Origin of the sequence: Desulfobotulus mexicanus (assembly GCF_006175995.1) — a bacterium.
GTDB classification, from domain to species: Bacteria; Desulfobacterota; Desulfobacteria; order Desulfobacterales; family ASO4-4; genus Desulfobotulus; species Desulfobotulus mexicanus.
Map to the genome: position 1 here is coordinate 18902 of NZ_VDMB01000015.1, position 26988 is coordinate 45889.

The following is a 26988-nucleotide window of genomic DNA, read 5'->3' on the forward strand; positions in this document are numbered from 1 at the left end:
GAAGGGAAATTTTCATGTTTGTTGCGTTTTTTTATCTCTTGAAAAATATCGGAATCCCCGTGAGTCCCACGGCTTTTCTGACCCTTCACAGGGCCATGACCATGGGGCTGATCCGTTCTCTGGATGATTTTTACATGGCTTCCCGGAGTATCCTCATAAAAAGTGAACGCTACTTTGATCTTTTTGATCAGGCCTTTGCCCATCATTTTGAAGGTGTGGAACTTTCCGTGGAAGAGGGCTTTGATATGGATGAAATCGCCAGAGCCCTGCTGGATGAATGGCTCAAGGATCCTAAGGAGATAGCTAAAGCCCTTGGAATTGATGAAAAAAAGCTTGCAAATCTTTCGCCGGATGAACTCATCGAATATTTCAAGGAAAGGCTGAAGGATCAGACGGAACGCCATGACGGGGGCAACCGCTGGATTGGTACAGGGGGAACATCGCCGGTGGGACATTCGGGGTATCATCCCGAAGGTATGCGTGTGGGTGGTGTTTCCCGGAACAAGTCTGCGGTGAAGGTGGCGGGTGAGCGCCGTTATAAGGATTATTCCGCCAGTGGTCCCCTGACCCAGTCCCAGGTGGGGGAAGCTTTGAAGCGGCTTCGGAACATGGTGCCCGAAGGGCCGAGGGATCAGGTGAATATCGATGCCACCCTGCGCCAGACCCTGAAGAACGGCGGTGAGATAGAGATTCAGTTTGACCGCAGCCTCAGGGACCGGCTTAAGATCATGCTCTTTATTGATAATGGCGGCTGGTCCATGGATCCTTACGTGGATGTGGTGCAGACCCTTTTTGATTATGCCAGATCCCAGTTCAAGGAGGTCCGCACCTTTTTTTTCCACAATACCATTTATGATACGGTCTGGGAGGATCCTTCCCGGTATAAAAAACCCGTCAACCTTATTGATTTTGCCAGAAAAGATCCGGAAACAAGGCTCATTTTTGTGGGTGATGCCAGCATGGCCCCCTATGAGCTGATGGCCAGAAACGGGGCCATCCACATGCAGTACCGCAGCGGCAGACCCAGCGTGGAAAATCTGCAGTTTCTTGCGGAAACCTTCTCCCGCAGTGTCTGGCTCAATCCTGTGAATCCACGCATGTGGGGGTATACGGCGACCATCAATCTTATCAGTCAGGTCTTTCCCATGTTTCCCCTTTCTCTGGATGGCCTTGAAGAAGCTGTGACGGTTCTGATGCGGAAAAACTAAGGTGACTGTCCGACAGCGCACGCCTTGTTCTGGCGCTTTTCTCCCCCTGGACAAGAATTTTTTTATGGAACCCTCACCCCAGGGCAGGCCCCCGTGCCTGCCCTGGTTTTGGGCAACCATAGGAGGTTGCCCCTACAGAAAACCCATTAATGTTTCACGGTTGACCGCTTGGAGTATAACAGGCTTGATAAAAATTGTGAGTAAAGCCCAGCCCTTCGGGAGAGGGGCTCCGGCACGCAGACTATCAACCGGATTTGATTCAGGCAGAGGGGCATTCTGCCTGTTTCCCACTTCTCACTCTTTAAGATCAGGGATTTCATCGGGTTTTACCCGGAAAAGCTCGCAGGTATTCTGAAAAACCGTTTCCGCCAGTTCTTCTTCGGAGGTTCTCCTTATGGCGGCAAGGGTTTTCAGAACCGTCGGCACAAAGGCGGGTTCGTTGCGTTTGTGCCGGTTGCGTTCCGGAGACGGGGTGAGGTAGGGGGCATCGGTTTCAATGAGGATGCCGTCATCGGGAAGCATGCGTACCATGCTCCTCAGCTCTTCTCCCCTCTGTTTGTGGGTAAGAATACCCGTAATGCCGATGTGAAGCCCCAGGTCCAGATAGCCTTTCATCTCTTCCAGATTTCCAGAAAAGCAGTGAACCACTCCGGAAAGACCGGAGGGAGCCATGTGTCTGAGCATGGAAAGAAGCTTGCCCCTGGAATCCCTTTCATGGAAAATAATGGGCAGTTTCAGGGCCAGTGCCGCATCAATCTGGGCTTCCAGCCATCTTTCCTGAACATCCATGGGGGCATGCATGCGGTTAAAGTCCAGACCGCACTCTCCCCAGGCCCGGACTTTGGGATTGCGGGCCAGGGAAGCCAGAACGCTGATGATACTGCCATTGCAGCTTTCGCTGTCGTGGGGGTGGATACCCACGCTGGCAAAAAGCCCGGGGTTGGCTTCGCTCAGGGCTACGGCGGCTCTGGATCTTTCAAGGCTGATGCCTGCAATCATCATGCACAGCACTCCGGACTCTCTGGCCCTCCGGAGCATGTCATCCCTGTCCTTTCCAAAGGCCCTTTCATCTTCTATATGGCAATGGCTGTCAAAAAAACGCATAGTATCCTCACTCTGTTCATAGGCTGGCACAGCTCAGGCGTGTGCCGTTTGGTCCATGGTTTTGTATCATTGCTTTGAAAGGAGATCAAATGCCTGTTTGCGGATGGTTTGAAAGCCATTTTTTATGGTGAGGGGTCTGCAACAGATGATTGGTTCTTCTTTCCTTAAGCTTGCTTTCCAAGGATTCTACGTTTATGTAGTAATCGGTCAAAAAAATATATAAGGAGGAAGCATGTTCAAGATAGTAAAACGGGAAGAACTTGTGGCATCTTCGGTAACTCTCCATGAGATCCATGCGCCAAGGGTTGCCCGCAAAGCAAAGCCCGGTCAGTTTCTTATTCTAAAAGCTACGGAAACCGGTGAACGTATCCCTCTGACCATGGCGGATACGGATGCCGAAGCAGGTACGGTTACGGTTATTTTCATGGTGGTGGGTAAATCCACAGCCCTTTTTGCTTCTTTGAAGGAAGGGGATGCATACGCAGATCTCATCGGTCCTCTGGGCCGTGCCACGGATATTGAAAAAGTTGGGCATGTGGTCTGTATTGGCGGCGGAACAGGCATTGCCGTTTTGCATCCCATTGCCAGAGCCATGAAGCAGGCGGGTAATCGCCTCACCACCATCCTTGGTGCCAGAAGTGCGGATTTCATGATCCTTAAAGATCGGATGTCAGCCCTTGCGGATACCTTCCTGCCCATGAGTGATGATGGATCTGTGGGGAAAAAAGGCTTTGTTACCGAGGCACTGAAGGAAGTGCTGGAGCAGGATAAGCCGGATATGGTTGTGGCCATTGGCCCTGTGCCCATGATGAAGGCCGTAAGTGAAATGACCCGTCCCTATGGAATCCATACTCTGGTCAGCCTCAATCCCATCATGATAGATGGCACGGGTATGTGCGGTGGGTGCAGGGTGAGTGTTGGAGACAAGGTGAAGTTCGCCTGTGTGGATGGTCCTGAGTTTGACGGCCATGCCGTTGATTTTGATGGCCTTGCCCAGCGTCTAAATGCTTACAGGGAAGAGGAAAATGCCGCCATGGAGGATCATAAATGTCGCATGGAGACGGCCCCATAGCTGATTGAAATACTAACGCTGTAATGTCAGTAGCTTCGTACGCATGCACAAGGTACCTTGGCTGTTTGCAAGTGACATTGCAATCGTTTCGGATCAGAGTTTTGAAGGCCTGTGCGAAAGAAGCGGCAAACTGTCTGAGCCGCCACAAAGGCAGCGTGTCCAAGCCTGCTATGGTAATCAAAAAGCGTATCCTGCCTGTGGTGGTGAGTTTTTGCCGCTTCCGCACAGGGCAAGAAGCTCCCGAAAAAGATTGCGTCACGGGCAAACAGCCTGGGTGCCTGTGCATCAGCCTGAGTGATATGGGCTTTAGCAAGCGAAAATGGAACTTACAGCTACCTTCACTGGAAGAATTTACTTTACGTCATCATACCGCAAGGCGGTTCACAGGCTTTTGGCATCTGCTATGATGATGCAAAAAAAAGCCGGAGGAGAATCATGCAGGAAAAGGATAAGAAAAAAAAGGAAAGACTTCCCATGCCGGAGCAGGCAGCGGATGTCCGCCGTCATAATTTTCTTGAAGTACCTCTGGGATACACGGAAGAGATGGCAAGGGAAGAGGCCTCCCGTTGTATTCAGTGTAAAAATCCTCAGTGTGTTCAGGGATGCCCCGTGGCCGTACCCATTCCCGAATTCATCAAAGCCATAGCAGAGGATCGTTTTGCCGAAGGTATTCGTACCATCTGGGAGAAAAATGCCCTTCCTGCGGTCTGTGGCAGGGTGTGCCCCCAGGAAAGCCAGTGTGAGGGCTTGTGTATCCTTGCCAAAAAAGGCAGCCCTGTGGCCATAGGTAACCTTGAGAGGTTTCTGGCGGATTGGGAGCGGCAGAATGGCGATGGTTCCCTGCCTGAAAAAACGGCATCCACGGGGAAAAAGGTGGCTGTGGTGGGCAGTGGCCCTGCAGGCCTTACCGTGGCAGGCGATCTGGTTCTTAAAGGTCATGATGTTACCCTTTTTGAAGCCTTTCATAAGCCCGGCGGCGTTCTGATTTATGGTATTCCTGAGTTCCGCCTGCCCAAGGCCATTGTGGAGTCTGAAGTGCAGACTCTGGAAAAGCTCGGCGTCAATCTTGTCTGCAATACCGTTGTCGGGCGGGCTGTGGATGTGAAGGAACTCTTTGAAGAGGGCTTTGATGCGGTTTTTGTGGGTGTGGGAGCAGGTCTGCCCAGCTTCATGAACATCCCCGGAGAAAATCTCATCGGAGTTTATTCGGCCAATGAATATCTGACCCGTGCCAATCTCATGAAAGCCTATGATCCTGCCTATGATACCCCCATGGTTGTGGGCCGTAATGTGGTGGTGGTCGGTGGCGGCAATGTGGCCATGGATGCGGCCCGCACTGCCCTGCGCATGGGTGCAGAGTCCGTAAAAATCGTTTATCGCAGATCCAGAGAGGAAATGCCCGCCCGTCTTGAGGAATCCCACCATGCGGAGGAAGAGGGTGTGGAATTCATGCTCCTCACCAACCCCCTTCGTTTTGACGGGGATGAGAAAGGGAAACTTAAAACCGTTACCTGCAAGCGCATGGAGCTTGGTGAACCCGATGCCTCGGGCCGCAGAAGGCCGGTGCCCGTTGAGGGCTCGGATTTCACCATGGACTGTGACCTTGCCATCATTGCCGTAGGCTCAGGGGCCAACCCTCTGCTCACCAGCTCGGAACCGGAGATTCTCCTGAACCGCTGGGGAAACATTGATGCGGATCCTGAAAACGGCAAGACCACTATGCGGGGTGTATGGGCTGGTGGAGATATAGTCACCGGTGCAGCTACAGTGATCCTTGCCATGGGGGCGGGCAGAAAAGCGGCAGACAGCATGCATGATTACCTGATGCGAGGCTGGTGAAGGTGATGGAACAGGCTTTCAGGGAAATTGTTTTTGAAACAGTTCTGGGGCCTGTTGCTCTTTTTTGTGACTCCGAAGAAAAATGGCTGAAAAAACTTGTTTTTGTGGCAGAAGAAGGGGGCAGGATGTTTTCTTTTTCATCAAAAGTCCCTCTGCTGAAGGAGGCAAAAAAACAGCTTCTGGATTATCTTGCAGGCAAATGCACTCATTTTGACCTGCCTCTTCTGCCGGAAGGAAGCCCTTTTCAGCAGAGGGTATGGGAAGCGCTTTTGACCATTCCTTACGGAGAAACACGGTCTTATAAAGATATTGCTCTGGCTCTGGGGCAGCCCGGAGCTTCCCGTGCAGTGGGCAATGCCAATGGCAGAAACCCTTTGCCCCTTTTTATTCCATGTCACAGGGTCATTGCCTCAGATGGCAGCCCCGGGGGTTATAGGAGCGGACTTTTTAGAAAAGGTTTTCTTCTGGATCTGGAAGCCGGATCAAGGAGCCTGAGGACGGTAGGTATTGCCACAGTTGAGAGGAAAACAAGAGCGGGCTATGCGGTTTAATGCATAGCCCGCTCTTTGTTACAGAGCAAAGTTCAGGCCTGTTCTTTAGGGGGAAGAATCTTCTTTCTGCAGGGCATAAATATCCGGATGGGTGGCTATGGATCTTATAAACTGCTGGGTTCGCTGGGCAAGTCGGTCCTGAATAATGGTCACAGTGGCCCGCATCATTTTATAGCCTATGGTATTGTCCTTTTCAAAAAGATTCATGAGGCCTGCGCCATTTATCATAATGAGCTCTGTACTGCCGGCACTTACGGCATCAAGGCTGTAGCCTGTATTTCCCAGTATGGCGGTGAGGCCGAAGGCAGCCCCCGGTTTCAGTGTTCCGACGGTAACGGTCATGGATTTATGAAGATATTCCTCCATAAGAACGAGGCCGGATTGAACCATAAAAAAGGTTTCAGCAGTATCTTCTTTTTTGTAAATGGTTTGGCCTTCTTCAAAGTGTACTTCATGACATAGGGGTATTATTTTTTCCAGTTCTTCGTGGGTCAGCTTTTCCAGTATGGGGTAATTTTTTAGGATTTCACTTGTAATCATTCAAGGCTTCCTTTCGTGGAAGGTAAATTCCGTTGCCAGTTTGCTGCAGCCTTTCTTCAGCTGGAAGGGCGGCTTGCAGCAAGGGTGGATCAGCCTGCGAAAAAGAAAAGGATTATAAGTAAAAAAACCACAGCAGCAGCGCCCAGGCCAAGGGGTGTTGTGCCAGTGCTGTACATTGATTTGACTTTTTTTTCTGTTTTTTTATCCGTAAAGGGCCGCAGCGGGGCCAAGGTCAGTATCAGGGGGATGTTTTTGGCAAAAGCCGCCAGTTTAGGTGTCAGTTTTTCAGCAACCAGCTTTTCAGTGTTTTCATTGAGCCTGTTAAGGCTGTGGTCCATTATTGTATAAAATGCGCTGCTGCCTGCAATGAAGGCGATATCTGTATCTGCTGGTTTGATTGCTGGTTTTTCCGTGGATTTGTCTTTTTTCTTAGCAGCCTTCACCATGAGAACAAAAAGCCATACCCCCACAGCCATTACGAGGAGCTGTTTGCCAAGATGTTTGAGGGTATAGGGGGTGTAGTCCATTGTATGGGGAAGTATGCGGTAAAGGGCATCGGGGAAAAAACCCAGATAAAAGGACATTAGAGCTGTGAGACCCATGGCAATGAGCATACAGGCAGGGGCTTCTTTTGCAGATGGTTCACTGGGCGTGTCTTTGCCTCCAAACCAGATGTAGTAAGGAAGTTTCAGTCCTACGGAAATCCAGGTGCCAAGACTGGACAGAAGAAGCATGATCCAGAGAATGTTTCTTCCTGAATAGTCTGCTGCTGAAAGGATGATATCTTTGGAAATGAATCCTGAGGTCAGGGGCGCTGCGGATATGGAAATGCCTCCCACAATTGTGAATGCAAGAGTCAGCGGCATGAGTTTGCTTAGGCCGCCCAGCTCCTTGATTTTTACACTGCCTGCCATCTGGAGTACAGCTCCTGCCCCCATAAACAGCAGAGTTTTGTATATGACATTGGTATAGGCGTGGGCTACGGCACCGTTGATGGCAAGGGTGGTGCCAATGCCTACGGCGCAAACCATATATCCTATCTGGCAGACAATGTGATAGGCCAGAATCCGTCGTGCATCCGTAGTTATCAGGGCGTATATGACACCATATACGGCCATGAAGGCGCCGATGATGGCAAGAATGTCAAATCCGGGAAAGGCCCGACAGAGAACATATACAGCAGTTTTTGTTGTAAAGGCACTTAAGAATACCGCCCCTGTAACCGTTGCTTCAGGGTATGCATCCGGAAGCCAGGCATGGAGGGGAGGAGCGGCGGCATTGACTAGAAATCCTGCCATTATGAGATATTCGGCAAGTCCTGCCTGATCCGGATGAAAACGGGTAAAGGAAAGATCTCCACCCGTGGCCTGGTAGTGGATAATAATGCCAGCCAGAAGAATAAGCCCACCTGCAACGTGCATGAGTATGTAGTGAAAAGCTGCATCATAGGCTGTTTTGTTTTTTCTGGCAAGGATGAGAAAGGTAGAGGCGACAGCCATTATTTCCCAGAAGATGTAAAGGGAAAGCAGATCACCGGCAAAGGTGACCCCCAGCGCACCACCTGCATAGAAAAGGGCTGATATATGCTGCACATTATCCTGCAGCTTAAGTGCATACATGACGCTTAAAAAGCATATAATGGCAAAGATGATTCCAAAGGGTCTGGCAAGACTGTCCATGCGACCGAAAATAAGGTCAAAATCCATGAACTTAAGTGTCCAGTGTATGCCATCGGGCGTATTGAGAATAACGGCAAGGGCAAGCAGGGGCAGAAGCAGCATCCAGAAAGATCTGACACTTCTGGACATGAGCGGGATGAACAGAGCACCACCGATTAGAATAAGCGCAGGGGGAATGCCGCTGCCGAATAGGGTCTGGTACATGGGAGAACTCCTGTGCTTTATGTCATTGACATGGACTCATGATAGAATAAGTTTCATCCATTGCTAGCCGCCCATTATCTGCGTGACGGCAAGCTGGGTCAGCCTGAAAAAAGGCTGTGGATAAAAGAACAGGACAATGCAGCCTATGGCTGTGATGCTCAGCGGATAAAGACACCAGGGAGGTGACTCCTTGATACCTTCATCTTTGTATAAATCCTCTTCCGGTGGGCAGAAAAAGGCATTGTAGACAATGGGCAGAAAATAGGCTGCATTGAGAATGGAGCTTACCAGCAGCACCACTAAAAATGCGATCTGTCCGGATTCCAGGGTACCGATGACCAGATACCACTTGGAAAGAAAGCCACCTGTGGGTGGCAGGCCTATTACGGAAAGGGCTCCGATGAAAAAGGCTGCCATGGTAATGGGCATGCGCCTGCCTATACCCTTCATCTGGCTTATGTATTTTTTTCCTGAGGCAACAAAAATAGCACCTGCACAGAAAAAGAGGGTTATTTTTCCAAATGCATGCATGGTGATATGCATCATGGCACCTTGAAGGGCTGCAGGGGTTAGCAGGGCTACGCCTAATATAATGTAGGAGAGCTGGCCCACCGTGGAAAAGGCCAGTCGTCTTTTAAGCTCATTCTGGCTCAAGGCCATCAGTGAGGAAACCAGTATGGTTATGCTGGCAAGTATAGCAATTATGGTGCCAATGCCAGCATCGGAAAGGGGGCTGGTGCCAAGGGTCCCGGTGAGAGCCCGGAATACGCAGAAAACCCCCACCTTTACAACAGCAACTGCGTGGAGCAGTGCGCTGACAGGCGTGGGTGCCACCATGGCTACGGGGAGCCAGGAGTGAAGGGGCATGATACCTGCCTTGGCAAAGCCGAAGGTAAGCATCAGGGCCAGTACCAGCAGGGTGCTTTTGCCGGTCTCAGGGGAAAGAACTCCCCCTGCGGTGAAGTCCAGAGTTCCGGCCTGGACATAGACATAAAGCATCGCCGGGAATGCCAGAAGTACAGATGCGCCGAGAAGATAGGCTATATATTTTCTGCCTGATACCCTTCCTTCATGATCCTGGTTATGGGCAACAAGGGGGTAGGTGGCAAAGCTCAGCATCTCATAGAAAAGATACATGGTTAAGAGGTTGGCTGAGAAGGCAACACCTATGGTGGCGGAAAGAGAGATGGCAAAAAAGCTGAAGTAACGGGTCTGGCTGTGTTCGTCAAGGCCCCTCATATAACCAATGGAGTAAGCGGAGGTTACTATCCAGAGGGAAGATGAGACCAGAGCGAAAAGCATACCAAAGGCATCCACCCTGAGGGCTATGGGTACGCCGGGAATTACTTCGGCAATGGTGAAATGTATGGTTCCACCCTGAAGGATGAAGGGAGCCATGGAAATAACGAGGCCAAATTTTATAAAGGCGGCTGCAAAAGTCCAGGCCTCTCTGGCATTTATATTTTTGCTGGATACAATGGCCGGGACGACTGCCAGCGACACCAGAAGTGCAAGGAGAGGCGTTATGCTGTATAAGGTTTCCATATTCAGAGTACCTGTCCGGGAATCGTCGGGTTAATAAAAAGGTTTACAATGCCTCCTGTTAAAAAGCCCAGTGCCAGGAGGGTCAGTGCCACAATAATAAGGGGGATTACCATGGATAAACGAGCTTCAGCCATTGCAAGGACGGGAGGTCCGTGGTGACCATGATCCCTGTTGTCATGTTCTTTGGAGTAGTGGTCGCAGGTGTCGTCCGGTGTTTCAAAGAAAGCAATTTCAAAAACTTTGAAAAATAGAATGGCGTTGATTATGCTGGCGGAAAGCAGGGCGACTACAAAACCCCAGTGCCCGGCTTCGATACCGCCTGATATGAGATACCATTTGCTGAAAAAACCGCAGGTGGGTGGAATGCCTATGATTGCAAGGCCGGCAATGACCAGTGCTCCCATGGAAAAGGGCATGGTCTGGAAGAGCCCCTTGAGATCTGAGAAGGCATCTGCACCTTTTTTTGCACGTATGTTGGCGGCTACCATGAATACGCAGAGGGTCATGGCGGCATCATTGACAATGTGGAGCATGGCTCCTGTCATGCCAGCCCTGTTACCCAGCCAGAAGCCACCCACCATATAAGCGACTTCAACAATAATGATGTAGGTGAGCATTCTTTTGAAGCTTTTCTGGGCAAGGGCCATGAAGGCACCCGCAAAGATACCGATGGTGGCAAGCCAGACCATGGCGTCGGCAATTATTCCCGTTTCAAAGGCCAGAGAAAGCGGGAAAACTGACAGAACAAGCCTGATCATGATGTAGATGCTGACCTTGGTTGTCAGGGCTGCCATAACATTGGTGGTGGCATCCGGAGCGTAGGTGTAGGCATTGGGAAGCCAGCCATGAACCGGGAATGCTGCCATTTTAGCCAAAACACCTGTGATGCAGAGGGCAAAGGCCATGGTGATGGTTGGGTTGGGTCCCATATCCTGAAGGATGATGGCAATATCCGTCATGTTCAGGGAACCTGTGGCAATGTAGATGTAGGCTACACCCATGAGGTAAAAACTTGCCCCTATGGTGCCCATCAGGAGATAGTTCAGTGCAGCAAAGGGTGCCCGGTTGTGTCCCATACCTATAAGTGCATAGGCAGAAAGGGATGCAATTTCCAGAAGAACATAAAGATTGAATAAATCCTCTGTTGCAACCATGCCTGCAAGGCCGGATACAAAGAACACATAAAGTGCATACCAGGCAGGGGTCTTTTCGGCAAAATCCTTTTCAGCCTTTGTCTTTGATGCCACAAGATTGATAAGGGCTACGGCCATTATGGTTACAAGGATAATGGCACTGAAGGTGTCGATGCGGTAGGCGATACCAAAGGGGGGTATCCATCCTGCCATATGATAAACCAGAATTTCGCCCTTTGCCGTTGTGATGAGCATATGCACTGCGGCAGCAAGACCTGAAACAAGGCCAATGAGGGCAAGGGGAAAGGCCCATTTACGGTTGGCCCATCCGGCGGCAGCCGAGGCCATACCCCAGAGAAAGGGGGCCATGACAACAAGGACGGGAGAATGTTGACTGAATTCCATCATAATCGGATCCATATGCGCTGAAAAGCGCTTTTAAGGTGCCGCTTCAGTGGGACTGAATGACACGGTTAATTTCATCTTCCTCGAGGGTACCGTATATTCTATAGACCTTTACAGTCAGAGTCAGGGCTACGCCCAGGGTTGCCACGGCAACTACAATGGCCGTAAGCATGAGAACATGGGGCAGGGGGTTCAGGTACATTACAGGGTCAATGGCTCCCTTGCTTTCCTCCATAAGAATGGGCAGGGTGGCATCATGCTTGAAGGATGCGGATATAAAAAAAAGGATGATGGATGTTTGAAAAATAAACAGTCCGATAATCTTTTTCACAAGGTTTGTTTTGGAAATCATGGCGTACATTCCAAGAAAGAAAAGGAAGATACAGCCCCAGTAGTTGTATTTTCCGACAAAATAGGCAACAGCGTCCATTTTCAGAGTCCCTCGTCCTGCTGTCCTGCGGAAGACAGGTTGTAGTAGATCCAGACCATAACGGCCATGACTGCCATAGTCACTCCGATTTCCACAATAAGAATGCTGTGGGACCGTGCCATGACTGCATCGCTCAGGAGGAAAGGAGCCAGAATCTCATAATTGAGATAATCCATGCCAAGAAGAAGACATATAAGGCCGGTACCTGCGAATATGGCCACTCCGATGATGGACCAGAGGGCGGCTGTGCGTTCGCTCATGCGCTGGATGGATGTTTTCAGGTTGTGGCTGATGGCCAGCAGAATTATTGTGGCTCCAAGAACAACACCTGCCTGAAATCCGCCTCCGGGACTGTAATGACCATGGGCCAGCACATAGAGGGAATATATCTGAAGAAAAGGAATGAGACAGCGGCATGTGGTTCTTATTATCGGGTCATAGGGTGTCCATAGTGCGTCTATGGGCCTGAATGCTTTGGAATCCTCGCGGGGGAGCTTTCCTTTTTCATCAATTCGAATAGTTGCGCCTGTTGGAATATGTCTGTAGTAGTGCGGTCCGCCTTTTCTGCCCTTGCCCCTTGAGCGGAGCAGAAAAAAGCATGCCAGTCCGGCAGCGAGAACAACAGCTGCCTCAAACATGGTGTCATAAGAGCGATAGTCAGCCAGCACTACGGCCACCATGTTGGGAGCATTGGTATGCGCATAGGCATTTTCAATAAAAAAAGGGGACAGGTGCGCACTGGCAGGTGATTCAGGATCTCCCCACATGGGCAGATAGTGTGCGTTTATTAAGAGGATTCCGCCAGCAAAAACACAAAGTATAAGGGCTAGTTTTTTCAATCTTTGGTCCTCCTTGTGGTCTGGAAAACCGTTGCAACAAAAAAGACTGTACTGACACCGGCCCCTACGGTTGCTTCGGTAAAGGCCACATCCACAGCCCCCATGACGGCCAGCAGCAGGCAGATTAGAAAGCTGTATGCACTGGTAACAATGGCGGCTGCCATGAGATCCTTCACTGTAAGGGCTCCAATGGCGCAGAAGATAATAAGGGTGAAGACTATGATATCAAGGGTGATCATGGGCTTTTCCCTCCGTCGTGGCGGGTCCATGGTTTCATCCCCGCCCGTCTGCCGGCATCTGCTATGGCGTGGGTGGCTGTGGGGCTGGTAATAAAGACAAAAACGGCAATGAGAATAATTTTCAGGCTTGTGATGATGCCGTGCATGTCAGGGTGCTGCGACAGTACATAGAGTAGGGCAGCTCCCAGCAGGCATACAAGGGCTGTGGTATCCAGAAGGCTGGCTGCATGAAGCCTTGTATAGAAGTCCGGCATGCGCAGAATGCCCAAAGCACCTCCCAGAACAAAGATGCAGCCCGCTATCAGGAGCAGGGCAATGAGAATGTCAAAAATAATCATGGTCCTTATCCTTTGTCCGGGTTTTGTGAAGGGGGCGCTGGATCCTCGTGCAATCCCCGTCTTTTCTGAAAATAGCGGGAGGCAGCCAGTACGGCAATGAAGTTGAGCATGGCGTAGGCCAGGGCAATGTCCACAAGCATGTCCACCCGCTGATACATGACACCAATGATGATCAGAAGAGGGGTGGTTTTTGATCCGATGGCATTGACGCCGATGATGTGGTCAAGGCTTGTTGGCCCCCGTACGGCACGGTAAAGACCCGCAGCCATTGCCATGGCTATAAAGATGGCTGCAGTATTGAAAAGGGTGTCTATGAACATGTTTATTCTCCAAAGGTCCGGGCGATGCGTTGCTCCATTTCACCGGGCAGGGACTCACTTGATTGTCTGTCCAGGGCGTGGACGGTGAACCTGCCAGAGGATGCAATGGAAAGGGTTATGGTTCCCGGTGTCAGGGTAATGGAATTGCCGAAGGTCACCTTCCCGGTCTCATTTTGTATCCGGGTCTGGAAGCGGATGATATGGGGGTTTATTTTTTCTTTGAGATCAGGATGAAACACCAGTTTAAGAACGTGGATGCCTGACAGGAGAATCTGCCAGAGGAGCCAGCCGATGTATAAGAAGAAGCGGTACCAGAGGGCAGGACTGTGTCCTTTCAGGCCATTGGGGAAAAGCAGATCATGGGAAAACCAAGCCACAAGGGCTGAGGAAATGGCACCCAGTCCCAGATGAAAAAGATCGAACATCCCGGAAAGAAGCATCCATGTCAGCATTAGGACGCACCATGTGAGTAGCAGGGCGGGGCCTTTGCTGGGTTTGGGGGGGCTGTCTGTGGGTATCACCTTGTCCCTCCTTGAAACTAGGGTTGATATTGCATTTTAGTATGGAATGAAACATTTTGAAACTATAGATTTTGACTCTTTTGGTGCCCAAGTGATAAAATCATAAAAAAGCTATCCCAAGGATTTTTGAAATTCAACTTTTTTCGGACTGACCAGAAAAAAAAATCTGTTTTTTGGATGTTAGTCACGAGTATTGTCTTGAAAAGCAAGTGGTTATGTTTTTGTCTTAAAACGTTTCATAATGTTTTTGGTGAAGTTTTGAAGAAATAAGTTTCTGTTATGCACTAAGAAAAATATCTGGACTTGACCCTTCGGGTCTGAAAGGATATATGCAAAAAATATAGGTAGATGAGAAAGGCTTACCCCTTGTTACCCCTAAAATTGTGTATGGAGGCATGATGAAAAAGATTGGTTTAACCATTATATGCACCCTGGCCCTGGTCTGTTTCGGTGCGGGTTCTTTATTTGCAAAGGAAATAAAACTGGCTTTTGACTCGGATCCGGTGTCCCTGGATCCCCACATGCAGCTTTCCGGTGGTATGCTGATGTATTCCCATCAGGTCTTTGATCCTCTGGTTCGCTGGACCCAGGAAATGGAGTATGAGCCCCGTCTTGCGGAAAAATGGGAACGTATTGATGATCTTACCATGCGTTTTCATCTGCGCAAAGGGGTAAAATTTCATTCAGGAAATCCCTTTACTGCCAAAGACGTGGCCTGGACCATGAACCGGCTCAAGGAAAGTCAGGATTTTCGGGGTTTGTTTGAGGCCTTTGTGGAAGCCCGTCCTGTAGATGATCATACGGTGGACCTTATCACGGACCGGCCCTATGGTCTGGTCTTAAGCCTTGCCACCTATATTTTCCCCATGGACAGTGTTTTTTACACAGGCACCGATGCGCAGGGGCAGTCCAAAGGGCTTATTAACAAGACCGGCCCCAGTTTTGCCAATGTCAATGCTTCGGGTACAGGCCCCTTCATGGTAACTGCCCGTCAGCACGGGGTCCGTACGGTTTTTGATCGTTTTGAAGGATACTGGGATAAAAATTCTCCGGGAAATGTTTCCCGGATGATTCTGACCCCCATACGTAATGATGCTACCCGTGTGGCTGCCCTGCTTTCCGGAGATGTGGACTTTATTGTTCCCGTGCCTCCCCAGGATCAGGACCGGATTGAGCGTCATAATGATGTGAAGCTTGTCACCATGTCAGGTACCCGCATTATCATGCTGCAGATGAACCAGAAGCGCAGGCCTGAATTCCAGGATGCAAGGGTCAGGCAGGCCATTGTCTATGCGGTGAACAACAAGGGCATTGTGGACCGCATCATGCGGGGGCGTGCCACGGTGGCTGGGCAGCAGAGCCCCAAAGGTTATTCCGGTTATAATGAAAAACTGGTTCCCCGTTATGATCTGGACAAGGCCCGGAAGCTGATGAAGGAAGCCGGTTATGAAAAGGGCTTTGAAGTTACCATGATAGCCCCCAATGATCGCTATGTTAATGATGCCCGAATTGCAGAAGCCATTGTGCCCATGCTGGCCCGTATCAATATAAGGGTGAATCTCCAGACCATGCCCAAGGCCCAGTACTGGGATGAATTTGATGCCCAGGTGGCGGATATTCAGCTCATCGGATGGCATTCAGATACGGAAGACTCCGGTAACTTTACGGAGTACCTTGCCATGTGTCCCAATGTTGAAACTGGCTATGGTCAGTACAACTCCGGCAATTATTGCAACCCGAAGGTGGATGCGCTGACCCTGGCCTGTCAGACGGAAACGGACATGGAAAAGCGCAATGCCATGCTTAGGGAAATCGAGCAGATTCTTTATGATGATGCGGCCTTTGTTCCTTTGCACTGGCAGGATCTTTCCTGGGCTGCCAGAAAAAATCTTGAAATTGAAAAGATTGTGAATGTACAGGATTTCCCCTATTTCGGGGATCTTGTGGTTAAATAAAAAGTAACTGTTCAGCACAGTTTTCCAAGTACCATGCTTGCAAGACAGATGCACAGGCCTTCAAAGCTCTGATCCGAAACGATTGCAATGTCACTTGCAAATAGCCACGGAGCCTTGCAACAGTACGAAGCTGCTGCAACTACAGCCTTGGTAGTTTGGAATAAACTGTGCTGAATAATTACAATAAAAAGGCTTTCGGCAAGGCACATGGAAGGAGGCCTGTTCTTTTTCCTGTGTCTTTGTTTTTTTCAGCACTCAAACCGGATAAACGGATCTTCACCGGGCGGTCTTATCCATTTTGAGGGCCGTAAAAAACGGACTGAACATCTTTGCATTTTTGTGTTATGTTTTTATGTTTTTCGTCCGGATAGTGTCCGGGCGGTGGTATGAACCCCTAAGCCTTCAGGTTGTTTTCATGTTTGCATTCCTTGTGCGCCGGATCAGTCAGGCGGTGTTTGTCATGCTGGTGATCAGTCTTCTGGGTTTTTCAATCCGGCATCAGATTGGAGATCCTGTTAGGGATCTGGTGGGCGTCAGTGTCTCCGTTGCAGAACGTGAGGCCCTGCGGGATGAACTGGGCCTGAATGATCCATTTCATGTACAGTATCTCCGTTTTTTAAAGGGTATTCTTAAAGGAGATCTGGGCCAGTCCTTTTTCTTTAAAAAACCAGCACTGGATGTGATTCTGGCCAAGATGCCCGCCACGCTGGAGCTTGTATTCTGCGCCGGGGTGATTATCGTGGTTTTTTCCATTCCTCTGGGTATGTATGCCGCCATACGGCCCAGAAGTTTTTTCTCAAGAATCATCATGGGTGGCAGTATTGTGGGGGTTTCCATACCTGTTTTCCTTACTGCTATCCTTCTGATCTATCTTTTCTCCGTGATTCTGGGCTGGCTGCCCTCATACGGGCGGGGGGATCTGGTCATGGTGGGTGGCTGGCAGACGGGTATGCTTACCGTAGATGGCTGGTTGCACCTTATTTTGCCCTCCATTGCCCTTTCTTCCATTATGCTGCCCCTTTTCATCCGTCTGATCCGTTCGGAAATGATGGAAGTACTTGAAACGGAATATATCAAGTTTGCCCATGCCAAGGGGCTTTCGAAGATCAGGGTGTGGCTGGTGCATGGTTTCAGAAATACCCTGCTTCCCGTTATTACCGTGGGGGGGGTGCAGATCGGCACCATGATTGCCTTTACCATTCTCACGGAAACGGTATTTCAGTGGCATGGCATGGGTTTTATGTTTCTGGAGGCGGTGCAGCGTGCGGACACCTCTCTTCTGGTGGCCTACCTTATGGTGGTGGGCTTTCTCTTTGTGGTGGTGAATACCCTGGTGGATATTCTCTACGGTATTGTTAACCCCAAGGTTCGGGTATCAGGCAGGCAATAAATGACACGCTGGCAGGCATTCAAAGATTCCTATTTTCTATACAGTTTCAAAAGAGACAAGGTGGCGGTAACAAGTTTTGTTATCTTTTTGCTGCTTCTGGTGATGGCTTTTTCCGCACCCTGGACAGCCCCCCACAATCCCTATGACACAGCCACCATAGACATCATGGATTCCAACCTTCCTCCGGCCTGGATGGATGAAGGAGAAACCAGATTTGTTCTGGGAACGGATATTCAGGGCAGGGATCTGCTTTCCACCATGATGTACGGCATGCGGGTGTCCATTCTCATCGGGCTGGGTGCTGTGGTGTTGCAGGCAGTGCTGGGGATCTTCATCGGCCTTGTGGCGGGTTATGCGGGAGGAAGGGTGGATGCCTTTCTCATGCGCCTTGCGGATGTGCAGCTCTCCTTTTCCACCCTCATGGTTGCCATTTTCATATCTGCAATATTCCAGACGGCCTTTGGTGCCGGACGCTATGAGCAGATGGCCGTACCAATTCTGATCCTTGTGATCGGTCTTGCGGAGTGGCCCCAGTATGCCAGAACCGTGCGGGCTTCTGTGCTGGGGGAAAAGGGAAAGGAGTATGTGGAGGCGGCCCGTGTGATCGGTCTTCCTTCCATGCGTATCATGTTTCGGCATATTCTTCCCAATACCCTGTCTCCGGTGCTGGTTATTTCCACGGTACAGGTGGCCAATGCCGTAATGAGTGAGGCGGCCCTTTCCTTTCTGGGGCTGGGGATGCCCGTGACCCGTCCTTCCTTAGGCTCCCTCATCAATTCCGGTTTTGAGTACATTTTTTCCGGATCCTGGTGGATTACCCTGTTTCCGGGTTTTTTGCTGGTGCTGCTGGTGCTGGTGATCAATCTTTTGGGGGACTGGTTGCGTGATGTGCTTAACCCCAAGCTTTACAAGGGATAGTCTTTATGAATCATCTGCTTGAAATCAGGGAGCTTGAGGTGCGTTTTGCCCTGCGTTCCGGAGATCTGACCGCCATTAACCGCATTGGCTTTATCCTTGAAAAGGGTGAGCGAATGGGGCTTGTGGGAGAATCCGGGGCGGGAAAGTCCGTGACGGGTTTTTCCATTTTAAATCTCATCAGCAAGCCGGGTTACATTGCCGGAGGAAGTATTCTTTTCCGGGGAAGGGATCTGGCGGCTTTTACGCCTGAGGAGATGCGTTCAGTTCGGGGAAACCGCATCAGCATGATTTTTCAGGATCCCATGATGACCCTGAATCCTGTCATGACCATCGGGGATCAGATGACAGAAGGTCTCATGGCCCACAGAAAGATTTCCCGTGCTTCCGCAGAAGCCCTTGCCGTGGAGAAGCTGCAGGCCGTGCACATACCTTCCCCAGAAGCCCGGCTGCGTCAGTATCCCCATGAGTTTTCAGGGGGCATGCGTCAGCGCATCGTTATTGCCATTGCCCTCCTCACGGACCCGGATCTCATCATTGCTGATGAACCCACCACGGCTCTGGATGTGACCATTCAGGCTGAAATCATGGATCTTCTTCTGGAGCTTTGTACCCTGAAGGATATGGCCATGATTCTCATTACCCATGATCTGGGGGTGGTGAGTCAGGTGACGGAAAAGATTGCCGTAATGTATGCGGGCAGAATCGTGGAAACAGGCTCTACGGAAAATATTGTGGCCAGACCCCAGCATCCCTATACTCAGGGTCTTATCCGGGCTTTACCCGGCAGCAGGGAACCCGGCAGCAGGTTGTATCAGATTCCCGGATCCATGCCCAATCTTTCTGCAATTCCAAAGGGATGTGCCTTTAATCCCCGTTGTGAAAGGGCAGAGGAAATCTGTCGTCAGGAAGTGCCTGAGCTTTTGAAGAGGGGCGCTTTTCAGCGGCTGGTGGCCTGTCATATGGTGGGTGTGTGACCTTGTTTTTTATTGTTATGATGCTGTCTATATGAAGGAAGGAAGAACTCATGCTTGAAAAATCAGCCCTTGTGACCCTGAACAAGGTGGTCAAGCATTTTGATATATCCGGTGGATTTCTGGAACAGCTTCGTTTCAAGGGGTTTCGTCCCCGGCTGGAACAGAAAAAAGTGCATGCCATCAATGATGTGAGCCTTGCCATAGAGCCGGGAGAGATCCTGAGCGTTGTGGGAGAATCAGGCTGCGGAAAGTCCACTCTGGCCCGTACGGTTATGGGGCTTTATGCTCCTGATTCCGGGGAAATCTACTATGAAAATACCCGCATCGATACCCTGGACAGCTCGCAGATGCTGGTACACCGTAAAAAAATGCAGATGATTTTTCAGGACCCTTACGCATCCCTGAACCCCCGCATGACGGTACGGCAGACCCTTGAAGAGCCTTTGCGTTTTCATCAACCCTCCATCTCCGAGGGTGAGGTGAAGGACAGGGTGGCAGAAGTGATGGAGCAGGTGGGGGTGAATCCTGTGTGGGGTGAGCGTTATCCCCATGAGTTTTCCGGGGGACAGCGTCAGCGGGTTTCCATTGCACGGGCCCTGATGGTGGATCCTGAGTTCATTGTGGCGGACGAACCCATATCCGCTCTGGACGTGTCCATTCAGGCGCAGATTCTGAATCTTCTCATGGAGGCCAGAGAGCAGCGGGGTCTGACCTATATGATTATTACCCATGACCTTTCCGTGGTGGCCCATGTGTCCACCCGGGTGGCGGTGATGTATCTGGGAACACTTTGTGAGGTGGCTCCGGCGGCCAATCTTTTTGAAACGGCAAAGCATCCTTATACAAGGGCGCTTCTTTCCGCCATTCCGAAGCTGGGTCAGAAAAAACCCCAGCATATCAAGCTTAAGGGAGAAGTCCCAACCCCCATTCTTTTGCCTTCGGGCTGTGTTTTCCATGGCCGCTGTCTTTATGCCAATGAGCGCTGCCGCAGGGAAGTTCCCCGGCTTCTGGCTTTAAGTTCAGGTGTGCAGGTGGCCTGTCATGGCGTGGAGGAAGGAAGGGTGCTGGACTGATCTTCTTCTTCCGCTGCGGCCATACCGGGAGGCGCATATTTGACCCGCAGCTTCAGAATGCGGTTGCCGTCCATGGTCATGACGCTGATCATGTAGGAAGCCACCACAAAGGTCTGGTCTTCGCTGGGGATACGGCCGATGTGGTGCAGGAGAAAGCCTGAAAGGGTATCGTAGTCCGGGGATTCGGGCAGGGTTTCGGGTATTACCCTGTTCACATCCTCCACAGGGATTTTACCCAGAATCACCCACTCTTTTTCAGCCACTTCCTTTATCAGAACTTCGTCCTTGTCCGATTCATCGGAAATTTCTCCTACAATCTCTTCCAGAACATCTTCCAGGGTTACAAGACCGCAAACTCCGCCGTACTCATCCACCACAATGGCCATGTGCTGTTTTCTGGCCTTGAACTGGGTCAGCAGGGTATCGATTTTTTTGGACTCAGGGATGAAATAGGGTTTGCGCATGATTTCCCTGAAATCCGGCAGCCGGCCATGGGTGGTCTGAAAGCGGAATATGTCGCCCACGTGCATGACTCCTACCACTTCGTCAAGGCTGCCCTCGATGAGGGGGACGCGGGAAAAACCCGATGCCAGAATAGCCGGAAGATCAGGTTTTTCTTCCAGATCCGCCACAAACATATCCCTTCTGGGTGTCATGATGTTGTAGGCAGGTATATCATCGAAATCAAAAATATTGCGTATAAATTCTTTTTCCTCTTCCTTGATTTCACCCTCTTCTTCGCCTACCTCCACAATGGAAATGAGTTCTTCTTCGGTGATGGTGGGCAGGCGCTGCAGCCGTCCTGTGAGCAGGGGTACAAAATCCAGAAGAAAAATCAAAGGGTAACAGATAAAGGAAAACCAGCGAATGGGAAAGATTACCAGGCGGGCAATGAGAAGATTGTTCTGGGTGGCCAGGGATTTGGGTATGATTTCCCCGAAGATCAGCAGCATCAGGGTCATGATACCGGTGACTATACCGATGGCATTGCTTTCAAACTGCTGGATGGCAAGGGCTGTGGCAATGGCCGAACCTCCAACGTTGACAAGGTTGTTGCCGATGAGGATTGTTGCCAGCAGGCGGTGGGGCCTGCTTTTCATTTCAAGGATCAGTTTGTCGGCTCGCCCCCCTTCCTTGGCCATGTGATGGGCTCTGGCCCTGGAAATGGAAAAAAGGGCTGTTTCCGAGCTGGAAAAAAAACCTGAAAGCAAAAGACAGATAAAAAGAAGTATGAGATGGAAAGTCATGGGTCGGATCACCGTCAGTAGCGGAGATCACAGCCTCCTTTCGGATTTGTGTTTGGTCTGTATGCTAAAAAGTTTCTGGTATGGGGAGTTCATTCCAAGGGCAAGAATATCATGATTGAATTTAATTCTCTTATGTTTTGTCAATTCTGCTTTAAAAGGTCTTTTTTTATTAATGTCAATAATAAATCCTTCATCGGGATACTGCAAGTGAGTTCCCGTAAAAAAGAAATCAGATGATAAGTTTGACGCAGTCATTATTTTACGGGCAGCTGCCCTGCCCGTAGATTCTGAGAGGTTTACATGAGACCCTCGTTTCGGAAATAGAGAGTATTGTTTTATTCGCTGGTAACGCAGCCGTGTTAGGGTTTTTGTCATAAAGCAAGGTCTGCAGTTAAACAGAATGGTTCAAGCTGACGAATGAACCTTGTTTTGTGCGCTGCAATGGGTTAGGATCTGCAAATGCCTTTTTGTGGAAAAGGGCATTTACTATAAACCGTTGAATATTATAGGTGGATTATGCTTTCGGTACATGCGGATGCAAAAAATAATCGTTTGTACATTGTCATCGGAGTTCTGGAATCCCATGAAGAGATTCATGGCCTTCTGGATGAGGTGGAAGCCATATTGCCTGCCTTGTCTCCCGGATTTTCCTGCATAACGGATCTCCGGGAGTATCGGCGCATTGGAGATGCCGGAGAAGAACTAATTTTTCAGGTGCAGAAGGTGCTGAAGGATGCAGGCATTGCAAGGGCTGTGAGGGTGGAGAGGCGACAGGCACTTCCCGAGCACGTGCAGTTCGAGGCTGGGAGTCTTGAGGCTGGCTACCCCACCCATCTCGTTAGGACCATGGAGGAGGCGGACAGCCTTCTGGAACGACTGGAAGCGGTTTCGGCCTGAGACCCTCCCTTAAAGCTTGTGGTCTTTGTAATCGTTCAGCACAATTTTCTAACTTCATTACCTGTCAGGCAGATGCACAGGCACCAAAAGCTATTTGCCCGTGACGCACTTATTCTTAGAGCTGCTTTCCCTGTGCGGAAGCGGCAAAAACTCCCCGCCACAGGCAGGATGAACACGCTGTATTTGTTGCGACTCAGACAGTTTGCTGCTTCTATTAGCACTCCGGCACTCAAGCTTGCAAAAGCCCATTGTTTTCATCGCAGGCTTTGGGTTTATGGCTTGAGTGTCGGAATCCGAAACCATTGCAACGTCACTTGCAAATAGCCAGGATGCCTTGCAACAGTACGAAGCTGCTGTAATTACAGCCATGACTGGTATGGAGCTGTGGTTTTGATTTGTTTTTGCAATTAAGGCTTGTGAAGATTTATAAGCTCTGTTTTTCCTGTAAAAAGTTGCATGGGAAGGCCTCCATGCTGGAAATTTGTTCGCTGAAGGCGGGAAAATTCCGGAGGGATTCCCTGTTCTCCGGGTATAAGAATGCCCGTATGCCATCCCTGCCATTTTTTCTGAAGGTGATCTGCCAGCCGCCGGTTTAAAATACCGGCTTCTTTTTTTGTGCCCATGCGCAGCCCGTAGGGAGGGTTTAGCATGATGAGTCCCGGTTCTCCCTGCGGTGGCTCTATGGAGAAAAAGTCCGCTTTCTGTATCTGAATGTTTTGAAAAAATGAATGTTGCAGACAGATTTCTTTGAAGTCCGTCAGAACCTTTTCCTGTACATCACTGGCAAAAATCGGAGCAGATATTTGCTGGACCTGCTCTTCTTCCCATACAGAGGGTGCCACGAGAAAGGCAGGCCAGTTTTCCCAGGCAAAATTTCTGAAGCTGCCCGGTGCAACGGCAGAGGCCATTAGGGCGGCTTCCATGGAAAAGGTGCCTGATCCGCACATGGGATCAACCAATGTAACTTCCGGTGTATATCCGGATGCCATGAGGATGGCTGCCGCAAGGTTTTCCCTGAGGGGGGCTTTGCTTCCTGATGTTTTCAGGCCCCTTAGATATAAAAGGGGGCCGGAGCTGTCTACGGAAAGGGTGAAGCGGTCCTTTTCTCCCCGGACGTAAAGTCCCGGAACGGGTTTTCCCTGGGCACAGGGGGCTCCGGATTCTCCGTATTTTTTTGCTGAAAGCAGATCCCTGATTCTCTGGGCAATGGCATCGCTGTGATAAAGTCGGCATTTGTGGCAGAGAACACGGATTTGGGGAATTGGGCCTTCGGGAAAGTAGAGGTGCCATGGAATTTCTGCCAGATTTTTTTGAAAGCCTTTAAAATCTGTGGCCGTAAATCTGGCCATACGCATGAGAATTCTGGAAGCTGTCCTGAGTCGGCGGTTGGCTTCCGGGGCAAAGGTAAGGGGGGCCTGTAACAGGATGCCCCCTTTTTCTGTTTTCATGGGGCCTGTATCCGGAAAAAGTGTCTGAATTTCCTGTTCACACTCCTTTTCAAATCCGGGAGGGCATATAACGAAAAACTCCTGTTTTTTTTCAAGGAGCTGCCTGCGTATCTGCTTATGAAGACGGGTTCTGCGCATGGTATGAAAGATTCCTTTTGTCCGGAAGCTGCAGAAGAATTACAGCGGTGATTACCAGTATGGCTCCGGAAAGTTGCAGGGTATTGAAGATTTCGGCCAGTAGAAAAAAGCAGAGGATACCTGCGAAAACAGGCTCCAGGGTGCCGGTGATACTGGCCGGGGATGCGCCGATGATGCGGACGCCGTAAAGGTAAAGAAAAAAAGGCAGGGCCGTTCCAAAGCAGCCAATGGCCAGAGCCAGAGCCCAGGTTGGGATGTCGTTGCCAAGGGCAGTAAACCCTGAGAATGGAGGCCGAAGAATATTCCAGAGGATGGCTGCAATGAGCATGGCGTAAAATACAACGGTTTCCGGGCCTTCCTCTTTCATTCTGGCTTCTCCGGCCAGGGAGTAGATGGCAAAGGTCAGGGCTGCGCCTAGACCTGCAAGGATTCCGATACCGCTCATGGCCTTGAAATTCATGGATGCCAGATCCAGCACCAGGGCAGAACCGGCGACGGCGGCGCAGAGGGCCATGATAACACGGGAGGACGGGTGTTTTTGTTGAAACAGCACCTGCCAGATGACAATGAGGACAGGTGCAAGATATTGCAGCAGGATGGCTGCGGCCACCTGAATGCGGCTGATGGCCAGAAGATATGTGGCCTGCATGGCCGCCATACCGAAAACTCCCAGAAAAAGATATTGGGGAAGCTTTTTTATGGGAATTAGCATTTTCTCAGGAGACCTGAAAAGCAGAAAGACGGCGATACAGAAAACAGCCACGGTCAGCCGGATCTGTACCAGGTCAAAGGGGGAGAGGCCTGCATTGAAAAGATATTTGGCAAAGGAGCCTGAAGCTGCCCAGAGAAGAGCTGCAGTGATAACGGCAGTAAAGCCAGAAAAAATTGAAGCTTTTGTCTTGGTCATATCTGATTTTTTTCCGGTACTTTTTATGTGTTGTAAAAAACAGCCTGCGGATGTTTTGTCCGGCTGCCGCATTTTTTGAAAAAACACTCTGTGGCAGAGGCCTTTATCCGGTTGAATCATAAATGCGAACAGAAAGACACAGATTTTTTCTTTTTCAATTTATGCCAATCTGTGTTTATCTTCTTCTCCTGTTCTGATGGCTGATCTTTATGACTTTTTTGACAGGGTACATCATTTTGTCTCTTTTATCTGTTTTCAATAAAAAAATATATGGACACCGACTGCTCTCTGGTTTTGCAGGCCTGTTTATCCTGATGATGCTCCTGGCTGTTCCCGCCCTGGCATTTGACTGGCATCCTGAGTCCGGCAGTGCCATTGACTGGGGACCTGTGCTTCTGGGGCTTTTTGGGGGGATTGCTTTTTTTCTTTACGGCATGGAACTGATGAGTGAGGGCATGAAGCGGGTGGCAGGCTCCCGCATGCGGGAAGGGCTGGCAAGCCTGACCCGAAGCCCTTTTCGGGCACTGGGTGTCGGAGCCTTCGTCACCATGATGGTCCAGTCCTCCAGTGCCACCAGCGTGATGCTTGTCGGACTGGTGCAGTCGGAGCTGATGCGTTTTCCCCAGACCCTTGGGGTGATTCTGGGTTCAGGCATTGGTTCCACTGTCACGGCCCAGCTTATTGCCTTCAAGGTGACGGATTATGCCCTGATCATGGTAGGGCTGGGTTTTCTCCTTAAACTGCTGGGCCGGGGTGAAAAGGCAAGGGATTTCGGCCGTATTCTTCTGGGGTTCGGTGTGCTTTTTTATGGCATGAAGCTGATGAGTGACGCCATGGTTCCTTTGCGCTCCGATCCGGGAACCATTGCCTTTCTTCAAAGCCTTTCCCAGCCCGTTCTGGGAATTCTTGCGGGTATTGCGGTGACGGCCCTGATCCAGAGCAGCGGGGCCATTGTGGGTATCCTCATCGTCCTTGGAGAGCAGGGGCTGGTTGGTCTTGATGCTGCAGTGCCCATTATCCTTGGCTCCAATATTGGGACCTGTGTTACGGCCATCCTTGCGGGGCTTGCCGGGGGCAGGGAGGCCAAGCGTGTGGCTGCAGCCCATGCGGTGTTCAAGATTGCAGGTGTACTGGTCTGCCTGCCTTTTCTGGCTGGTTTTGGCTCTCTGGTGGAGTCTGCCGGGGGAGGAATGGCCCGGCAGGTTGCTAATATTCATACCTTTTTCAATGTGGGGCTGGCCCTGATTTTTCTGCCCTTCACCGCTTTTTTTGCCCGTTTCATAGAATGGATTGTGCCGGAAAAGAAAGAAAAGGATCTTCTGCCTGCCTTCACAAGCCCGCTGGAGAATGCAAAGATTGTTTCTCCGGATGTGGCCGTGGAAATGGCACGCCATGAGATTGCGAGGATGGCTGGTCTTCTGGAGATTATGGTAAGGGATGCGGGTATTCTTTTTGTGGCAAGAAAACCAAGGAAGGACAGTGAATATCCCCGTCTGAGTCTTTTGGAGGGTCTTGTTTTCCGGGAAAAGGAGCTGGACTATCTTGATAAGGTGACAGGGGACTTTCTGTTCCGTATTGGCAGGGAGGCTGTGACCGGAACCCAGACCCAGACAATCTATGCCATGATTTCCATCACACGGGATCTGGAGAGTATCGGAGATCTGATGGAGAGGAATGTGGCACCTCTGCTGGAAAAGAAACAGGCCCTTTTAAAAAATTTTTCCGATGAGGGCAGGGAAGAGCTGGAAATTTATCATACCAAGGTACTTAAGCAACTGCGTCTTCTGAGGGAGGCTTTTACGGAACAGGATCGGGAGAAGGCCGCAAAGATTATGGGCAAGGAGAGGAAATACCTGGATCTGGAGCTGCAGTACCGTATACGACATCTGAACCGCATCATGTGCCAGCGGGTGGAGTCCGTGGAAACCCATGAGCTGCATATGGAGCTTATGAATCTTATGACTCAGGTGATCGTATATACTTCCAATATTGCCAAAACCTATCTTTCTGCAGTTAGTGATCGTGAGGCTTCTTCCTAGCCTGTAGGTTTTTTCCTTCTTTTTTGAAGAAAAAG

The 26988-nt window shown here is 50.3% G+C and carries 25 protein-coding genes; 11 read left to right on the forward strand and 14 right to left on the reverse strand.

The window, feature by feature from the left end; all coding sequences use genetic code 11:
• Positions 1–14: 14 nt before the first annotated feature.
• Positions 15–1208 carry a vWA domain-containing protein gene (locus FIM25_RS11675; RefSeq protein ID WP_139449511.1) on the forward strand — a complete coding sequence of 398 codons (1194 nt, stop codon included), beginning with the start codon at positions 15–17 and terminating at the stop codon, positions 1206–1208.
• Positions 1209–1502: 294 nt separating this feature from the next.
• Here the strand turns inward: FIM25_RS11675 and FIM25_RS11680 are convergent, their stop codons facing one another.
• The gene (locus FIM25_RS11680) at positions 1503–2312 is read right to left on the reverse strand and encodes a TatD family hydrolase (RefSeq protein ID WP_139449625.1); all 810 of its coding nucleotides are present in this window, start codon (positions 2310–2312) and stop codon (positions 1503–1505) included.
• Between the two features lie 232 nt (positions 2313–2544).
• On the opposite strand from FIM25_RS11680, the gene FIM25_RS11685 reads away from it, so the two are divergent.
• The 3 genes from FIM25_RS11685 (at position 2545) to FIM25_RS11695 (ending at position 5774) form a co-directional block, all read left to right on the forward strand.
• Positions 2545–3384 carry a sulfide/dihydroorotate dehydrogenase-like FAD/NAD-binding protein gene (locus FIM25_RS11685; RefSeq protein ID WP_139449513.1) on the forward strand — a complete coding sequence of 280 codons (840 nt, stop codon included), beginning with the start codon at positions 2545–2547 and terminating at the stop codon, positions 3382–3384.
• Positions 3385–3819: 435 nt separating this feature from the next.
• Positions 3820–5223 carry an NADPH-dependent glutamate synthase gene (gene gltA / locus FIM25_RS11690; protein ID WP_139449515.1) on the forward strand — a complete coding sequence of 468 codons (1404 nt, stop codon included), beginning with the start codon at positions 3820–3822 and terminating at the stop codon, positions 5221–5223.
• Positions 5224–5228: 5 nt separating this feature from the next.
• Positions 5229–5774: a methylated-DNA--[protein]-cysteine S-methyltransferase gene (locus tag FIM25_RS11695; protein ID WP_139449627.1), complete on the forward strand. Its 546-nt coding sequence runs from the start codon at positions 5229–5231 to the stop codon at positions 5772–5774.
• Between the two features lie 45 nt (positions 5775–5819).
• On the opposite strand, the gene FIM25_RS11700 is transcribed toward FIM25_RS11695, so the two are convergent.
• The 10 genes from FIM25_RS11700 to FIM25_RS11745 all read right to left on the reverse strand — a co-directional run bounded on the left by FIM25_RS11700 (position 5820) and on the right by FIM25_RS11745 (position 13967).
• Positions 5820–6314 (reverse strand): Crp/Fnr family transcriptional regulator, encoded by a 495-nt coding sequence (locus FIM25_RS11700; RefSeq protein ID WP_139449517.1) that lies wholly within the window; start codon positions 6312–6314, stop codon positions 5820–5822.
• Between the two features lie 89 nt (positions 6315–6403).
• Positions 6404–8197 carry a Na(+)/H(+) antiporter subunit D gene (locus FIM25_RS11705; RefSeq protein ID WP_139449519.1) on the reverse strand — a complete coding sequence of 598 codons (1794 nt, stop codon included), beginning with the start codon at positions 8195–8197 and terminating at the stop codon, positions 6404–6406.
• Positions 8198–8260: 63 nt separating this feature from the next.
• Positions 8261–9742, reverse strand: coding sequence for a monovalent cation/H+ antiporter subunit D family protein (locus FIM25_RS11710; protein ID WP_139449521.1), 1482 nt, complete (start codon positions 9740–9742; stop codon positions 8261–8263).
• 2 nt (positions 9743–9744) lie between these two features.
• Positions 9745–11283: a complex I subunit 5 family protein gene (locus FIM25_RS11715; RefSeq protein ID WP_139449630.1), complete on the reverse strand. Its 1539-nt coding sequence runs from the start codon at positions 11281–11283 to the stop codon at positions 9745–9747.
• A gap of 43 nt (positions 11284–11326) precedes the next feature.
• Complete coding sequence (locus FIM25_RS11720; RefSeq protein WP_139449523.1) at positions 11327–11710, reverse strand: cation:proton antiporter subunit C; 384 nt, start codon at positions 11708–11710, stop codon at positions 11327–11329.
• 2 nt (positions 11711–11712) lie between these two features.
• Positions 11713–12549: a Na(+)/H(+) antiporter subunit B gene (locus FIM25_RS11725; RefSeq protein ID WP_179953326.1), complete on the reverse strand. Its 837-nt coding sequence runs from the start codon at positions 12547–12549 to the stop codon at positions 11713–11715.
• The gene (locus FIM25_RS11730; protein ID WP_179953327.1) at positions 12546–12788 is read right to left on the reverse strand and encodes a Na(+)/H(+) antiporter subunit B; all 243 of its coding nucleotides are present in this window, start codon (positions 12786–12788) and stop codon (positions 12546–12548) included. Before FIM25_RS11730 ends, FIM25_RS11725 begins: the two co-directional genes overlap by 4 nt.
• Positions 12785–13126 carry a monovalent cation/H(+) antiporter subunit G gene (gene mnhG, locus FIM25_RS11735; protein ID WP_139449527.1) on the reverse strand — a complete coding sequence of 114 codons (342 nt, stop codon included), beginning with the start codon at positions 13124–13126 and terminating at the stop codon, positions 12785–12787. The genes FIM25_RS11730 and mnhG overlap by 4 nt, the downstream gene beginning before the upstream one ends.
• Before the next feature lie 5 nt (positions 13127–13131).
• Complete coding sequence (locus FIM25_RS11740; RefSeq protein ID WP_139449529.1) at positions 13132–13446, reverse strand: MrpF/PhaF family protein; 315 nt, start codon at positions 13444–13446, stop codon at positions 13132–13134.
• Between the two features lie 2 nt (positions 13447–13448).
• The gene (locus FIM25_RS11745) at positions 13449–13967 is read right to left on the reverse strand and encodes a Na+/H+ antiporter subunit E (protein ID WP_139449531.1); all 519 of its coding nucleotides are present in this window, start codon (positions 13965–13967) and stop codon (positions 13449–13451) included.
• 398 nt (positions 13968–14365) lie between these two features.
• On the opposite strand from FIM25_RS11745, the gene FIM25_RS11750 reads away from it, so the two are divergent.
• The 5 genes from FIM25_RS11750 (at position 14366) to FIM25_RS11770 (ending at position 20277) form a co-directional block, all read left to right on the forward strand.
• Entirely contained in the window at positions 14366–15922 is a 1557-nt protein-coding gene (locus FIM25_RS11750; RefSeq protein WP_139449533.1) for an ABC transporter substrate-binding protein, read from the forward strand.
• 415 nt (positions 15923–16337) lie between these two features.
• On the forward strand, positions 16338–17312 hold the full coding sequence (locus FIM25_RS11755) for an ABC transporter permease (RefSeq protein ID WP_139449535.1): 975 nt from the start codon (positions 16338–16340) through the stop codon (positions 17310–17312).
• The gene (locus tag FIM25_RS11760; RefSeq protein WP_139449537.1) at positions 17313–18230 is read left to right on the forward strand and encodes an ABC transporter permease; all 918 of its coding nucleotides are present in this window, start codon (positions 17313–17315) and stop codon (positions 18228–18230) included.
• A 5-nt stretch (positions 18231–18235) separates the two neighbouring features.
• The gene (locus FIM25_RS11765; RefSeq protein ID WP_139449539.1) at positions 18236–19204 is read left to right on the forward strand and encodes an ABC transporter ATP-binding protein; all 969 of its coding nucleotides are present in this window, start codon (positions 18236–18238) and stop codon (positions 19202–19204) included.
• A gap of 50 nt (positions 19205–19254) precedes the next feature.
• The gene (locus tag FIM25_RS11770) at positions 19255–20277 is read left to right on the forward strand and encodes an ABC transporter ATP-binding protein (RefSeq protein WP_139449540.1); all 1023 of its coding nucleotides are present in this window, start codon (positions 19255–19257) and stop codon (positions 20275–20277) included.
• On the opposite strand, the gene FIM25_RS11775 is transcribed toward FIM25_RS11770, so the two are convergent.
• The gene (locus tag FIM25_RS11775; RefSeq protein WP_139449542.1) at positions 20244–21524 is read right to left on the reverse strand and encodes a hemolysin family protein; all 1281 of its coding nucleotides are present in this window, start codon (positions 21522–21524) and stop codon (positions 20244–20246) included. The two genes, FIM25_RS11770 and FIM25_RS11775, sit on opposite strands and share 34 nt — an antisense overlap.
• 516 nt (positions 21525–22040) lie before the next feature.
• Here FIM25_RS11775 and FIM25_RS11780 point away from each other — a divergent pair.
• A complete protein-coding gene (locus FIM25_RS11780) occupies positions 22041–22421 on the forward strand; it encodes a hypothetical protein (protein ID WP_139449544.1) in 381 nt (126 codons plus the stop codon).
• Positions 22422–22828: 407 nt separating this feature from the next.
• On the opposite strand, the gene FIM25_RS11785 is transcribed toward FIM25_RS11780, so the two are convergent.
• Both FIM25_RS11785 and FIM25_RS11790 read right to left on the reverse strand, forming a co-directional pair.
• Entirely contained in the window at positions 22829–24007 is a 1179-nt protein-coding gene (locus tag FIM25_RS11785) for a THUMP domain-containing class I SAM-dependent RNA methyltransferase (RefSeq protein WP_139449546.1), read from the reverse strand.
• Positions 23985–24914, reverse strand: a complete 930-nt coding sequence (locus tag FIM25_RS11790) for an EamA family transporter (protein WP_179953328.1) — start codon at positions 24912–24914, stop codon at positions 23985–23987. Before FIM25_RS11790 ends, FIM25_RS11785 begins: the two co-directional genes overlap by 23 nt.
• 314 nt (positions 24915–25228) lie before the next feature.
• Between FIM25_RS11790 and FIM25_RS11795 the strand changes: the two genes are divergently transcribed.
• Positions 25229–26953 carry a Na/Pi cotransporter family protein gene (locus FIM25_RS11795; RefSeq protein ID WP_179953329.1) on the forward strand — a complete coding sequence of 575 codons (1725 nt, stop codon included), beginning with the start codon at positions 25229–25231 and terminating at the stop codon, positions 26951–26953.
• The last annotated feature ends 35 nt before the right edge of the window (positions 26954–26988 follow it).